The organism is Listeria grayi, from assembly GCF_900638015.1.
GTDB classification, from domain to species: domain Bacteria; phylum Bacillota; class Bacilli; order Lactobacillales; family Listeriaceae; genus Listeria; species Listeria grayi.
Genome location: NZ_LR134483.1, coordinates 147,594 through 161,739, shown reverse-complemented (window position 1 = coordinate 161,739; position 14,146 = coordinate 147,594). Strand labels below are relative to the sequence as shown.

Genomic DNA, 14,146 nt, shown 5'->3' with positions numbered 1-14,146 from the left:
TCCTATTTCTAATAACTTTCGGTTTTTATCTTATTAAAAATCGGAGTTATTTCCTGTATCGACTGTTGGCAAGATGACCGTGTCACCCTTTTCGAGCCCTTTAGTGATCTCAATGTTATCTTCGTTGTGAAGACCGGTCTCAACGAATTTTTTAACTTGTTTTGTTTTACCGTCTTTGTTTTTCTTCGGAACGTAAACATAGTATCTGTCATCGTCATTTTTTTGGACAGCTTCGATCGGTACGTAGATCGCGTGTTTGTTTTCATGCACAAGGATCGACGCATCTGCGGTCATGCCGGCTTTCAATTTATCTTTTTTGTCGAGTGAGATCGTTACTTTGAAGGAAGAAACACCATTTTGGACTTGACCTTGTTTTGCAATTTCTTTTACTTTTCCTGTGTATGTTTTGTTAGGAATAGCAGCAACAGAAATTTTCACTTTTTGATCTTTTTTGATGTCGGGAATATCCAATTCATCCATTTGCGCCACTAGCTGTAATTTATCATAATCCGGCAGCTGTTGATTTTCAGGACTGATAGCACCGGTTCCCGTCGCATTGATCTTCATGTCGCCTTGTTTTACTTTTGTTGTTACTAGCTTGCTGGTACCTGAGGCATCATCTTTTTTGTTCATTGCAAAAAACAGTCCGATTCCACCAACTACTACCACGATAATAATGATAGTGATTAACCATTTGATCCATTTTTTCATTTTGCTTCCTCCTACTTATCTAGCATGATTGTTCGATTTTTATACTTTCTTATTTTATCATATAAGTTGAAAATACTATGTAAGGCGTTAGACTGAATTTCAAGGCCTGACCCGTTAAAATATGATATGATAAGGTAAAAAAAGGAGCCTTTTGTTATGACTTATTTCGGTCTGGTCGCGGTTGTTTGTTATTTTATTCACATTTTTGTTGGTAAAGCTTACTTTCCTCATTATGATCCTAAACGGCAAGCGGTCAGTGAATTGACTGCTCGCTACTCTCCTTCCCGTAAAAAGGCTGTTCTCTTTGCTGATCTATACGGATTATTCAGCACGCTCTTCAGTATCTTTTTCCTTATAGCGGTCTTTGATCAGTCATTCGGCATCGCACTTCGGCTTGCAGCGATCTTTCTCAGCGGGATGTGCTTCATTTCTTTTATTGGCTATCGGCTCTTTCCCCTTACAAAGTCGCATAATCGGATGCACTTGGTCGTGACTGCTTTTGTCGTAGCACTGACGATTTTAGCATTGATTTTCTTTATGATTGGTTTCATACATATACACGTGGCGTTATTTGGTGTCACGCTTTTTGTTATGCTCTTGCTGCTCATTGGGGCAATGTTGACAAATCTCCTCCCAACACAGTACTTCGGAATTGCGGAGCGGATCAACGCTTACAGCACCGTTCTTTATATTGCTATCCTTGCAGTTTGGAGCCATTGGCTGTTTATATGAGCAGAAAGGTTGTCAAATTCCACTTTACCCGTTAGACTTTATATATAGTTTAGTTCTAAACTAATAACGAAAGCAGGGATTTCTTTGGCAAATTCACTTTCTAAACCGGAAAGGCAGAAGCTAGCAACATGGTTTCGCATGGTTCGGTTTATCAATCAAAGCAATAATCACTCCAATGATTTTCTCAAACAATTCGGACTCACGGTCTCTCAATTCGATATGCTCAACCAGATCTTGCTTCATCAGCCACTCACGCAGAAAGAACTGGCGGAGCATTTGATCATTAGCAAGGGCGGGATCTCACAAATGGTGAAAAAACTAGAAGATAATGGTTGGATCACTAGAGAGAAAAAAGCCACGCAGAAATATCTGACATTGACCTTGGCTGGTCAACAGCTGATGGATAAGTGTCAATTGCAGCAAGCACGCTTTCAAGCGGCTATGTTTGATGGCTTATCCGCTGATGAGAACGAAGCACTGGCACAAATCGTCAGAAAGTTAAATAACCAACTAAAAGAAAAAGGAGTTGTCCATTATGTCGAATGAACAATTAAAAGGTATCCACCATATTACAGCAATGACCAGCAGCGCAGAAAAAAATTATCATTTCTTTACAGAAGTTTTAGGCATTCGCCTAGTCAAGAAAACAGTCAACCAAGATGATATTCAAACGTATCACACTTTCTTCGCCGATGATGTGGCTAGTCCCGGAACCGATATGACCTTTTTCGATTTCCCAAATAACCCCAAAGGCAAAGCTGGGACAAACTCGATCTCCCGCAGTGGCTTTCGCGTTCCGTCCGACGAAGCGCTGACATACTGGATCGATCGCTTTGATCAGTTTCACGTGAAACACGAAGGTATTTCTACCCTGCTCGGTAAAAAAATGATTCGTTTTGTTGACGCGGATGAGCAAGCTTATCAACTCGTTTCGGATGAAGGGCAACCAGGTGTGGAAGCTGGTATCCCTTGGAAAAAAGGGCCGGTCCCCGCAGAATATGGGATCGTTGGACTTGGACCAGTCGAGATCACGATCAGTTATTTATCAGTAATGGAATCTTGGCTAGTGAATGTATTGGGCTTTCAAAAAGTAGCAGTGGAAGGGAACAAGCATTTATATGAAGTTGGTAAAGGTGGCAACGGTGGGCAAGTGATCCTTGCCGAGGACAAAGACAGCGTAGCGGCGGTTCCTGGATATGGTGAAGTCCACCACGTTGCTTTCCGCGTAGAAGACCGCGCAGCATTGGATAGCTGGATCAATAAGCTTGCCGAAATGGATTTGCCGAACTCGGGCTATGTGAACCGTTTTTACTTTGAATCCTTGTATGTCCGAGTAGGTCATATCTTGTTTGAATTTGCAACAGACGGCCCAGGATTTATGCAGGATGAGCCCTATGAAAAGCTTGGTGAAAAATTATCGTTGCCTCCTTTCTTGGAACCTAAACGCCAAGAGATCGAGCGAGCAGTACGGCCATTTGATACGAGCCGAAAGGAGTGACCGCAATGGAACATGTTTACCGTGCGGGGGATCCCTCCAAACCGACATTGATCCTTTTACACGGCACAGGCGGCGATGAGCATTCTTTACTGGAGATCGCTTCTTTTTTAGACCCGCAGATGCCGGTCGTAAGTCTTCGTGGGACCGTCAGCGAAAATGGGGCGCTACGCTTTTTCCGGCGTTTCGCAGAAGGCAATTTCGACTGGGAAAGCATCGAGAAAAATACAGATGAGCTGCTTGACACACTCCGTTCGCTTGCTGAGCATTACGCTTTTTCTTTGGAAAACACGATTATCGTCGGCTATTCCAACGGCGCAAACATCGGAGCACATTTATTACTAAGCCGTGATAAGGCACCGATCAAGCGTGGTATCTTCTTCCACCCGATGTTTTTGGGTAAGGATGCGGCGAGTTTTTCATTAGCGGATAAAGAAGTCTGGCTATCAAATGGCGAACACGATCCGCTGCTGCCTGCCGGGAATTTTGACCAGCTGACGACGGCGTTTGAAAAGCGACGTGCAGCAGTCGTTCCCTTCTATACTTCGCAAGGTCATCAGCTGCTTTCCAGCGAACTGAAAGCGGCAAAAGAGTGGCTTAATAAATAAGCAGCCGAATTCGGCTGCTTATTTGTTTGTTCGATATAATTTTTCCAGCAATGTAAGATAACGACTCAGTAATGACTCTGGTTCATCGATCTGCTGTTTCTCTATTACAAAACCTATCCCTAAGCCATTTCCTGCTTTCATTTCTTCGCAAAAACTTCCATGATCCTTCCATTTCAAGAACGGATCATACTCCTTTCGGTCAGAAATCCAGCACACAGCCTCTGCAAAAGCAGCATCATTCTCGATCTGTTTTAGGGCAATCATTAGCCGCTCGTTATGCGTGAAAACAGAAATCGGTGAAGTGGCTGCTTTATAAGGTCGCCATTCCACGCCGATTTTCAAATATTGATGATTCCAAAGCAGTGAGATACACGTTGCCTCTTTCATCCGCAATGGGCTTTTGAACGTCGCATAAAAGTGTCCTTTCAGCTGCCAACCATTGGTCCAGCTTTCGATGTAAGGTTTTGCCAAGTCATCACTGGTTCGAGTTTCATAAATAGCCAAAATAAGCTGCTTCCATTTATTCCAAAGCTTTTGCTGTCTGGTCTTGATGCTATCGATCTGTTCGCTTGTATAAAGCTGTTTCAGCTGTTTGAATTGCTTGATGCCTAGGTCTAATTGGGTAAAGTCTTGTTCGGTCATCTCCATATGTCCACCCTGCCTTATCTAGAATAAAATCCAAAAGCCTCCTGAAAACGAATTTCAAGAGGCCTTTAAGCGTTAATAATTTCTGATCAAATAGTCAAATGCTCCTAATGCCGCAGTGGCTCCAGAGCCCATTGAGATAATGATCTGTTTATAGGCAGCATCTGTGCAGTCTCCTGCAGCAAACACGCCTGGAATATTGGTTGCCCCTTGCTTGTCGGTCAAGATCTCACCCATTTTATTGCGTTCTACGGTTCCGTCCAGCCAGGCTGTGTTCGGCATAAGACCAATCAGTATAAAGACACCTTGAACATCCAGATGGACTTCCGTTCCAGTTTCACGGTCGCTGTAAGTAATCCCATTCACTGTATTTTCACCAGTGATTTCTTTTGTTTGGACATTTGTTAAAACAGTAACATTTGGCAGAGAATGCAGCCGTTCTTGCAACACTCTATCTGCTTTTAGTTCCGGTAGAAATTCCAACACTGTGACGTGTTTGACGATACCCGCAAGATCGATCGCTGCCTCGATTCCTGAGTTACCGCCGCCAATAACAGCTACATCTTTGTCAGCAAACAGCGGCCCATCGCAATGCGGGCAGTAAGCCACACCTTTATTCTTAAATTCCGTTTCGCCGGGAACGCCGATTTTGCGCCAACTTGCGCCAGTGGACACGATCGCCGTCTTACTTTTAAGAACGGCTCCGCTTTCCAGCGTCACTTCGACCAACTCTTTTTTCTCCAGTTTAGCAGAGCGTTGCGACTTCATGATATCGACATCATAGGCGTTTACATGCTCTTCCACAGAAGCCATCAACTTAGGTCCTTCGGTATACCTCGTGCCGATCAAATTTTCAATACCTAATGTATCCATCACTTGACCGCCAAAATTGTCAACTACCATACCCGTTCGAATACCTTTACGAGCTGCATAGATCGCCGCACTCGCTCCGGCAGGGCCGCCACCCACGATCAAAACGTCGTAAGGTTCTTTTTCGGAAAGGTTTTCCACAGGGGCTGCGCTGCCTAATTTTGTAAGGATCTCTTCAATCGTCGTCCGGCCGCTGGTAAAAGATTCACCGTTGACATAGACAGTTGGTACAGCCATGATCCCTTTTGCTTCTACTTCTGCTTTGAACATCGAACCGTCTGTCATCGTGTGGGAGATATTTGGGTTCAGTACACTCATGATATTCAGCGCTTGCACGACGTCCGGGCAATTATGGCACGTCAAGCTGATATAAGAATCGAAGTGATAAGGCACACTGATTGCTTCGATCTGACTTTTCACACTTTCGTCGATCTTTGGTGCCCGGCCGCTTACCTGTAATAAAGCCAGTACAAGCGAAGTAAATTCATGGCCTAGCGGAATACCGGCAAAGACAATACCCGTTGCCTCCTCTGGGCGATCTACGCTAAAACTAGGGACTTTTTCAGAAGTACCCGCTTCGACTGTGATCTTGGTCGACATTGCTGCGATTTCTTCCACGAATTGAAGTAGTTTTTGAGAGTTTTCATCTTCGCCGACACTTGGTTTCAGAACGATCGGGTTTTCTAACAATTCAAGGTATTGCGCTAATTGCGCCTTTATATCTGCATCTAACATCTATTCGCGCTCCTTAAATTTTGCCCACTAGGTCAAGACTTGGTTTCAGCGTATCCGCGCCTTCTTTCCATTTTGCCGGACATACTTCACCCGGATTGTTGCGTACGTATTGCGCTGCTCTGATTTTATCGACTAAAATGCTAGCATCACGGCCGATACCATCTGCATTGATCTCAACAGTTTGAACGATTCCTTCTGGATCGATGATAAAAGTTCCGCGTTGAGCCAGACCTTCTTCTTCATCTAATACATCAAAAATACGTGATATCTGATGAGATGGATCGCCAATCATTATGTACTCGATTTTGCTGATCGCATCGGAGTTGTCGTGCCATGCTTTATGTGTAAAGTGTGTATCAGTGGAAACAGAATATACTTCCACACCTAATTCCTGAAGTGTTTTATATTGATCTTGCAGGTCTTCCAATTCTGTAGGGCAGACAAATGTGAAGTCGGCTGGGTAAAAACAAACGACATTCCACTTTCCTTTAAAATCTTCAGAAGATACGTCGATAAATTCACCCTTCTGATATGCTTTTGCTGCGAAAGCTTCTACTTCTTTTCCTATTAATGACATGTTGATTCCTCCCGTGTATATGATTTATGAATGTTTGTTCAACTTATATCAAAGTAGAACATCCAACTTAAATTATCAAGGTGAACGGAAAAAATGTCAAGGAGCTTTTTATAATATTTACTATTTTATAATTACTATCATTATAGTGTCAGACTATGTATGTAGCGATTCTATCTTTTGATTTCTCATCTCAATAATTTTTTTCTCATTTACATTTCCACAAAAAAAGCGTGACGAGGATCGCCACGCTGTCTTTCGTATTTAAAATCAATAATTAAAATAATTACCTTCCACAACTTCGATCTGTCTTTCCTTCACATTCACGTTCTTGATTTTTACCAATGACAAATAGTCATCTACCAGTCGTTCTTCTGCATACTCTGATTCTGCCAGAACACCGATCCCTACTAGGTTCGCATTGAATTCTTCCAATAGATTTTTCATGCCGTTAACTGTTCCGCCTGCTTTCATGAAGTCATCCACAATTACAACGTTGGAGCCTTCTGGCAAGCTGCGTTTCGACAATTCCATTTTTTCGATTCGTTTGGAAGAGCCGGACACATAATTGATACTGACGGTCGAGCCTTCTGTTACTTTGCTATCCCGGCGCACGATCACAAACGGTACGCTCAGATGCTCCGCCACTGCTTGAGCGATTGGTATTCCTTTCGTTGCTACGGTCATGATCGCATCGATTTTCTTGTTATTGAACTTGGTCGCGATGATCTTGCCGATCGCTTCGAGTGTCGTCGGCTCGCCTAATAAATCAGACAGGTAAAGATAGCCGCCTGGAAGCAAGCGCTCTGGCTCAGCGATTCGGTTACATAATGTATGAATAAAGTCTAATACCATTGCATTGTCGGCGATTGAGATATAACGGACTCCACCGGCCGCTCCCGGCACTGTTTCTAATGTACCGATACCGCGGTCTTCAAATGTCTTTTTAATGATGACTAAATCTTCACTGATGGAAGATTTGGCAGAACTGTACCGCTCCGCAAACATCGTTAAAGGAACCAGTTTACGCGGATGGGACAATAAAAATTGTGTCATATCGATCAAACGCTCACTACGCCGAATTTTCATATTCTATCTCCTTATATAAATTCCGTATATTGATTAGCATATCCGTAATTTTGTACGCTTTTTCTCATTATAAATCGTTTACATGCTATTTGACAACTGTTTATTCTTTCCAAGGGTGTACCATGTAAACTTCTTCGCAAAAACCTCGCAAGCTATTATAGATCCGCTTAGCTCGCGAATATTGTTTTACTAATCCAAAAACCGTTGGACCACTGCCGCTCATTAGCGCAGCATCTGCTCCAAAAGCAAGCATTCGTTCTTTGATTTGTTTCACAATTGGATTCTTTTCCAATGTTACCGATTCTAACACATTTCCTGTCGCTGCAAAAATCTCATTTATATCTTGGTTTTCAATGCCTTGCAGTAAACGTTTGGTATCTGGATGATCCACTTTTTCGAGATCCAGTTCTTTGTACACACCTGGGGTCGATACACTGATACTCGGTTTGGCAAGTACGATCCAGCAGCTTGGGATCATTGGCAGCGGCGTGATGATCTCCCCGCGTCCCGTTGCTAGCGCGGTACCGCCATAGAGACAAAAGGCGATGTCGGAACCGATCTCCGCACTTAGCTCTGCCAGCTGATCTAAGGATAAACCTAATCCCCATAATTCATTAAGCCCTTTCAATGTTGCAGCAGCATCGCTACTGCCTCCAGCAAGTCCTGCAGAAACCGGGATTTGTTTATCAATGACGATCCGTACGCCTTGTTTGACTTCAAATCGCTGTTTCAGAAGCACTGCTGCCTGATAAATCAAATTGCGTTTATCATCTGGAATAAAATGTGCCTTTACATCTAACAAAATCTCATCTTGTTCTGTCGCTTCCATCGTTAAACGGTCAGAAAGATCGATTGTCGTCATTACCATTTCCACCTCATGGTAACCATCTTCTCTTTTATATAAGGCATCCAATGACAAATTGATTTTAGCAGGCGCTTTGATATTTATTTTCATGATCTATAAAAAGCCTCCTGACTCTTCATCCACATTTCTTTGTCTATTTTATCATAAGCATTCTGCTTTATGTAACTACTTTTTCTATTAAAAGACAGATAAAAACCGAACGCAATAGATCACGCTCGGTTTCCTCATTAATATGCAATTTCTTTATTATCTTCTGTAAAAACTAACTCTACTGTATCTGTTAGAATATCCGTATAACTATAGGATACTCGTTCAAAGTTGTTCTCATCTTGATTCAATTCAACAATGAAAACAGATGGGTAGGTTTCAGCTAAGATGCCACAACGTTCGATAGTTTTTTTACGACCACCGTTCGCTTTCAGTGTCAATGCTTCTCCTAATTTAGAATCTAAACTGGACTTAATACTTGCTATGGTCTTTGGCATTTATTCCACCTCACTATTTCCATTGTAACATAACAGCTGGAATAAATCAAATAAACAAATATTTTAACAGTAATTACTAGGTACTGTCAACAACAAAATGGCTTTTTTGAAAAAATTATTTTTTCTGTAAATAAGTATCTAAGAAATCGCTCAACACAGCAAACTCCGGTATGCTCATTGTTTCCCCGCGGCGTTTCAGATCAAGGCCTCGAGCGGTAAGTTCGGTTTCCAATTCTTCTTTATTCTCTTTCAGCTCTGGAAATTTAGAAACGAGATTGTTCCACAATGTTTTGCGGCGCTGTGCAAAAGCTGCTCGCGTTACTTCAAAGAAAAAGGTTTCATTTTCTACATGGGCAAGCGGTTTTTCGCGGCGTTTTAGGTGGATGATCGCCGAGTCTACATTTGGTTGTGGCATAAAAACTGTTTTCGGCACGATAAAAGCAAGTTCTGCTTCCATATAATATTGGATCGCAATCGACAAGCTACCATAACTTTTTGTTCCCGGTACGGCACTGATTCGGTCAGCTACTTCTTTTTGAAGCATGAATGTCATGGAATCTACGGGGATCCCCTCATGAAGTAATTTTAAAATAATTGGCGTCGTCACATAGTAAGGAAGATTGGCAACCACTTTGAGTGGTGCTTCCGGATCGCTGAAATTTTCGGTCAGCGCTGCGCGTACATCTGCTTTCAACACATCTTGGTGGATAATTTTTACATTGGGATAGGGAGAAAGCGTATCATCCAAAATCGGGATCAGGCGCTGATCGATCTCAAAAGCCACTACTTCTTTGGCATTTCTAGCCAAGTGCTCTGTCAGTGCTCCGATACCGGGTCCGATCTCCATCGCATTACTTTCAGCATTCAATCCTGCCGTTTCCGCGATTCTTTTTAAAATATTACTATCGATCAAAAAGTTCTGTCCCAGACTTTTTTTGAATAAAAAATGATACTTTTTCAAAATCTCGGCTGTCCGTCCTGGTGTGGCGATGTCTTTATTCATTTCCTGCCTCCTGTTTCATTTGTTCATAAGCTTCTTGTAGCTTACTTTCATCGATTCCGAACATATTCAACCGCGCTTGTAGCTGCTTACCGTTCGTATAACCGATGCGTAAGATGTCCCCCAGACGCGCTCTCCGCGCTTTTGAGCCTGTTCCACCTAACAAGTGCATCTTGATCAGTAATTCTTTGGAAATAAGCGTAGTATGCGCTGTCTGTGATTCAGCCGTTTGATGAAAATGCGCTAGTGCTTTGCGGATCGATTCTGGTGTTGCATGCTCGACACCGATGCCCCGGCCGTTTTTAGGACGTGCCTCTACTTTTGAAAGAAAAGCATGTTTGCAGCCTGGCACTTCCGCATCGATTTGCTTGCGGATCTTTTCTCCTGGGAAATCAGGATCGGTAAATACGATAACACCACGGGTTTCAGCTGCCAGACGAATTCGTTCGATGGTTTTTTCGTTCAGTGCCGAACCGTTTGTTTCGATCGTATCTGCCAGTACAGCACGATGGATCGCCGTAGTATCGTCTCTACCTTCTACTACTATAAATTCTTGAATCATTGGTTTCTGGTCCATATCCGTTCCTTCTCTACTTCGCATTTGACTTTTATCATACCATAATTTGGGCATAAGAAAAACAGCGCAGATCTGCGCTGTTTAATTTAAGATTTTAATCGTTACCGTACGGTTGCCCCATGAGTAGCAAGCTGCCGAAGAAGAGAAATAAACATCGATCTTGTTCCCTTTGATAGCGCCGCCTGTGTCTCCTGCGATCGCTTCGCCATATCCTTCCACCCAAACACGGCTTCCTAATGGAATGACGCTTGGATCTACAGCGATCACTTTACTACCGCCTTGAAGGTGGATCCCCGTTGCCGTAACACCACCGCCTGTATATGCGGTAGAGCTTACACGGATCGTTTTCCCGGAACTAGCTTGCTCCGGCTTCGCATTAAGATTCGTGACTGGAACATTTTTTGATTTGATTGGTTTATTTGCTAGCTTAGGCTTCACTTTCGTACCACGAAGCACGATTTTATCACGTTTATCTGATTCCATTTTTTCGGTCAAAATAGCTTTTTTATGTAGCTTGCCATTTTTAAGCGTTAAACGATATCTGATACGCTTCTTACCTTCTTTTCCAGCAATTTTGACTTTTTCCTCGCCTTTTAGAAGGGAATCATCGTTTTTGTAAATTGTTTTATAGCCAACGGTCACTAATTTTTCTCTAACCTTATTTGAAAAATGGGTGACTTTGATTTTCATATTCGCTTTGATATCAGCTGTTTTTGCAGGCGATACTGTATCCGCATTTGCTAAACGGATCGACTTTTCTTGCATAAAATCAGCCACATTGTCAGCAGTCGTCCATGTCTTTTGTTTCTTTGTGCCGAGTACTAATGTCAAAGCAACAGCTCGGTCTATTTTGATCAGCATACCATTTTTAACAGTCGTCCCAGCATCAGCGCTAACGGCATCATGATTGGAAGTAGTAATATTCTCTTCTTTCAAAACTTCGCCAACGTTATCTTTTGTCGTCCAAACAGTGCGTTTCTTATCATTATCATCAATGGTGAGTTTTTTAGCTTCTTTATAGTCGATCTCCATACCATCTTTGAGCGCGGCATTTTTCACTGGTGAAACGGCATCGTGCGCTCCTACGTGGATTCCTTTTTCCGCTAACACTTCTTGAACGGTAGCTGCATGTGTGCTCGTTTCCATTTTGTCACCAGCATTAAAAATAATTACATCCTTTTTTGTTCCCTCGTAAATGAAATAAAAAACCAATGCGATTACAATAACAAATCCTACAATCAATACAGGTAATTTCCATTTTGATAACTGGGCTATGCTATTGCTGCTTTCCTTGGTCATGTATTTCTCCCCTTTCTTGCTTCGCTAGTGATTATATACAAGGGACTAAAGGACTGTCAATTTTACCTTCAAAAAAAGAAACCGCCTGTCTAAGCGATTGCTAGACAAGGGTTTCTTCGTTTTTTTAGGCTATTTTCCCCACTTTTATATCAAAAAGGTTACAGAGATAAAAAAGGACGTAGTTCAAGTGAGCGGCAACGTTAAGAAAAATTGCTGCTCCGCCAAATTGCTCAAACCTTAATATTCGATTACAGAGGGTGCTTTATGTTACATAAAGATTACATTACTCCTTTAATCGAAATAGTTTTTCTGCATTTCTCGTTGTAATGGAAGCGATTTCCTCATATTTCATTTCTTTCAATTCTGCGATTTTTTCGGCAACTAGCTTGACGTATCCAGGCTCATTTCTCTTCCCGCGATTTGGGTGTGGCGCCAAGTATGGCGCATCGGTCTCAATAAGTAGCTTCTCAATCGGGACAGCTTCTGCAGCTAGTTTTGGTAATTTCGCGTTTTTAAAAGTTACTGTTCCGCCAAAAGAGATATAAAAGCCAAGCGCTAACGCCCGTTCCATTACTTCTACCGTTTCTCCAAAGCAATGCATGATCCCGCCAACTTCCTCAGCATGCTCCTCCTCCAAGATCTGGAGCACATCCTCGGTCGCTTCCCGATTATGGATAACGATCGGCAGCTTTAATTCCTTAGCTAGTCCAATCTGCTTACGAAACACCTCGAACTGAACCTCTTTTGGGGAAGTATCCCAGTGATAATCCAGCCCCATTTCGCCAAGCGCAACTACTTTCGGATTTGTTTGCGCCAGTTCCTTGATCCATTCCAGATCCGCGTCTGTAAAATCGATCGCATCAACTGGATGCCAACCAATGATCAGCGAAATGAAGTCATACTGCTCTGCCAGTTCCAAAGCTCGCGTGATCGTTTCTTTATTAAAACCAACAACCGCCATTTTTGTCACATCGTTTTCACGTGCGCGGGCGATCGTTTCTTCTAAGTCCTCGTTGAATGCTTCATCATTTAAGTGGACATGTGTGTCAAAAAGCATAGGAATTCCTCCTTTGATTATGGTGTTATTATACTATTGCGTATGGGAGGAAGTAAAACAGTAGTTCCTGTGAAGCGTGTTTTAATGTGGATTATGCTTTGGGATAATTATTACTGCTTAAATCACCATTTTTTAAACGCACTTTCCAAATTTTCACGTTTCTTTTCTTCTATTATGTGATTGATTTCTGCTGTAATAATCTTCCTAGCATTCGGATCATCATATCGCTCGATTTTTTTATCGATTTCTTGGAGATCTTTTAATAATTCTTCTTGCTGCGCCATGATTTTACATTTGTGTGCTTTCATCAGTGTTTTGCGCTGCTCAATCGTATCTGGACCTAACAAACATAGTTCGATATATTTTCTTATATCACCGATCGGCATCCCGGTATTTTTCAAACAGCAGATCGTATGAATCAATGAGAGATCAGATGGCGTAAACGCCCTGTGCCCAGACTTATTTTTGGAAACAAAGGGCAATAATCCCTTTTTATCATAAAAATGAATGGTAGAAATAGGTAATGCAAATTTTTCTGCTACTTCTTTGATCGAAAAAGTTCTCGGCATCGCGCTTCCTCCTAAAATGAAACTCCTTGACCTAAACCATGGTCTAGGATTTACGCTTATCATAGTTCAAAGAATGACAGTAGTCAATATTTGAATCATCAATAATATATGGAGGTCGATATGATGAAAACTGTATTTATAACCGGCGGAAACAAAGGAATTGGTCTAGCACTTGGCAAGGAATTAGGAAAAGCAGGTTGGCATGTCATTATCGGGGCTAGAAACAAGGAACGTGCACAAACTGCTCTCGGTACACTTAAAAGCGCTGGAATCGAACATGTGGATTTCGTATTGATAGATCTTAGCGACTCGGATTCGATTGCTGCTGCTATCCAAACGATTGAAGCAGACTTTACTGATTTGGACTTGTTGATCAATAACGCTGGCGTTGCAGGAAGCCACGGACCAAGTACTTCCGTTGCACTTGATGAGCTGCACAGCACGATGCAAATCAACTTCTTCGGGACTTTCCAGCTCACACAAGGATTACTGCCTATTTTAGAAAAAAATAAAGGGCGAATCGGGAATATCACCATTACGACTGGCCCAAATCCGTTATGGAACCCCTTGGCTTATAAAGCTTCCAAGGCTGCACAAAATGTGATGATGCACGCCTTAGCACTTGATTTTGCTAAAGAGGATAAAAATATTGAAATCTTCAGTATCCACCCAGGCCCCACAACTACAGATCTAAATGGAAATATGACCGCACCGGGATTCCATACAGCCGCAGAGATTGGTTCGCTTACTGCGGAACTGCTTTTAGATGAAAAAACCCATCAAGGGGAGTTTATTGAACTGTTTACGGAGCTGCGTTAATAGCTCTATCTTTGCC

The 14,146-nt window shown here is 42.3% G+C and carries 17 protein-coding genes; 5 read left to right on the top strand and 12 right to left on the bottom strand.

Going from position 1 to position 14,146, the window contains the following annotated elements:
• Positions 1-33 precede the first annotated feature (33 nt).
• The gene (locus EL241_RS00810; protein ID WP_126320265.1) at positions 34-711 is read right to left on the bottom strand and encodes an efflux RND transporter periplasmic adaptor subunit; all 678 of its coding nucleotides are present in this window, start codon (positions 709-711) and stop codon (positions 34-36) included.
• A gap of 156 nt (positions 712-867) precedes the next feature.
• Between EL241_RS00810 and EL241_RS00805 the strand changes: the two genes are divergently transcribed.
• The 4 genes from EL241_RS00805 to EL241_RS00790 all read left to right on the top strand — a co-directional run bounded on the left by EL241_RS00805 (position 868) and on the right by EL241_RS00790 (position 3,546).
• Positions 868-1,443 carry a DUF998 domain-containing protein gene (locus tag EL241_RS00805; protein WP_036106723.1) on the top strand — a complete coding sequence of 192 codons (576 nt, stop codon included), beginning with the start codon at positions 868-870 and terminating at the stop codon, positions 1,441-1,443.
• An 84-nt stretch (positions 1,444-1,527) separates the two neighbouring features.
• Entirely contained in the window at positions 1,528-1,989 is a 462-nt protein-coding gene (locus EL241_RS00800) for a MarR family winged helix-turn-helix transcriptional regulator (RefSeq protein WP_003756442.1), read from the top strand.
• Complete coding sequence (locus tag EL241_RS00795; RefSeq protein WP_036106729.1) at positions 1,979-2,941, top strand: ring-cleaving dioxygenase; 963 nt, start codon at positions 1,979-1,981, stop codon at positions 2,939-2,941. Before EL241_RS00800 ends, EL241_RS00795 begins: the two co-directional genes overlap by 11 nt.
• A gap of 5 nt (positions 2,942-2,946) precedes the next feature.
• Positions 2,947-3,546: an alpha/beta hydrolase gene (locus EL241_RS00790; protein WP_036106732.1), complete on the top strand. Its 600-nt coding sequence runs from the start codon at positions 2,947-2,949 to the stop codon at positions 3,544-3,546.
• Positions 3,547-3,564: 18 nt separating this feature from the next.
• Here EL241_RS00790 and EL241_RS00785 read toward each other — a convergent pair whose 3' ends face one another.
• The 11 genes from EL241_RS00785 to EL241_RS00735 all read right to left on the bottom strand — a co-directional run bounded on the left by EL241_RS00785 (position 3,565) and on the right by EL241_RS00735 (position 13,311).
• Entirely contained in the window at positions 3,565-4,194 is a 630-nt protein-coding gene (locus EL241_RS00785) for an HI_0552 family protein (RefSeq protein ID WP_003756448.1), read from the bottom strand.
• A 72-nt stretch (positions 4,195-4,266) separates the two neighbouring features.
• Positions 4,267-5,796, bottom strand: a complete 1,530-nt coding sequence (gene ahpF / locus EL241_RS00780) for an alkyl hydroperoxide reductase subunit F (RefSeq protein WP_036106736.1) — start codon at positions 5,794-5,796, stop codon at positions 4,267-4,269.
• A 13-nt stretch (positions 5,797-5,809) separates the two neighbouring features.
• On the bottom strand, positions 5,810-6,373 hold the full coding sequence (gene ahpC / locus EL241_RS00775) for an alkyl hydroperoxide reductase subunit C (protein WP_003756453.1): 564 nt from the start codon (positions 6,371-6,373) through the stop codon (positions 5,810-5,812).
• 267 nt (positions 6,374-6,640) lie between these two features.
• Positions 6,641-7,459 (bottom strand): pur operon repressor, encoded by an 819-nt coding sequence (gene purR, locus EL241_RS00770; RefSeq protein WP_003756455.1) that lies wholly within the window; start codon positions 7,457-7,459, stop codon positions 6,641-6,643.
• 100 nt (positions 7,460-7,559) lie between these two features.
• A complete protein-coding gene (gene ispE / locus EL241_RS00765; RefSeq protein WP_036106741.1) occupies positions 7,560-8,414 on the bottom strand; it encodes a 4-(cytidine 5'-diphospho)-2-C-methyl-D-erythritol kinase in 855 nt (284 codons plus the stop codon).
• Positions 8,415-8,551: 137 nt separating this feature from the next.
• On the bottom strand, positions 8,552-8,809 hold the full coding sequence (gene veg, locus EL241_RS00760; protein WP_003756458.1) for a biofilm formation stimulator Veg: 258 nt from the start codon (positions 8,807-8,809) through the stop codon (positions 8,552-8,554).
• Between the two features lie 115 nt (positions 8,810-8,924).
• Positions 8,925-9,812, bottom strand: coding sequence for a 16S rRNA (adenine(1518)-N(6)/adenine(1519)-N(6))-dimethyltransferase RsmA (gene rsmA, locus EL241_RS00755; RefSeq protein WP_003756459.1), 888 nt, complete (start codon positions 9,810-9,812; stop codon positions 8,925-8,927).
• Positions 9,805-10,386: a ribonuclease M5 gene (gene rnmV, locus EL241_RS00750; protein WP_036106743.1), complete on the bottom strand. Its 582-nt coding sequence runs from the start codon at positions 10,384-10,386 to the stop codon at positions 9,805-9,807. Before rnmV ends, rsmA begins: the two co-directional genes overlap by 8 nt.
• An 81-nt stretch (positions 10,387-10,467) precedes the next feature.
• Entirely contained in the window at positions 10,468-11,685 is a 1,218-nt protein-coding gene (locus EL241_RS00745) for a G5 and 3D domain-containing protein (RefSeq protein WP_036106748.1), read from the bottom strand.
• A 283-nt stretch (positions 11,686-11,968) separates the two neighbouring features.
• Positions 11,969-12,742, bottom strand: coding sequence for a TatD family hydrolase (locus tag EL241_RS00740; RefSeq protein ID WP_036106751.1), 774 nt, complete (start codon positions 12,740-12,742; stop codon positions 11,969-11,971).
• 122 nt (positions 12,743-12,864) lie between these two features.
• Positions 12,865-13,311, bottom strand: a complete 447-nt coding sequence (locus tag EL241_RS00735; protein ID WP_126320263.1) for a MerR family transcriptional regulator — start codon at positions 13,309-13,311, stop codon at positions 12,865-12,867.
• Between the two features lie 120 nt (positions 13,312-13,431).
• Between EL241_RS00735 and EL241_RS00730 the strand changes: the two genes are divergently transcribed.
• Positions 13,432-14,130, top strand: coding sequence for an SDR family NAD(P)-dependent oxidoreductase (locus tag EL241_RS00730; protein ID WP_232020840.1), 699 nt, complete (start codon positions 13,432-13,434; stop codon positions 14,128-14,130).
• Positions 14,131-14,146: the final 16 nt, after the last annotated feature.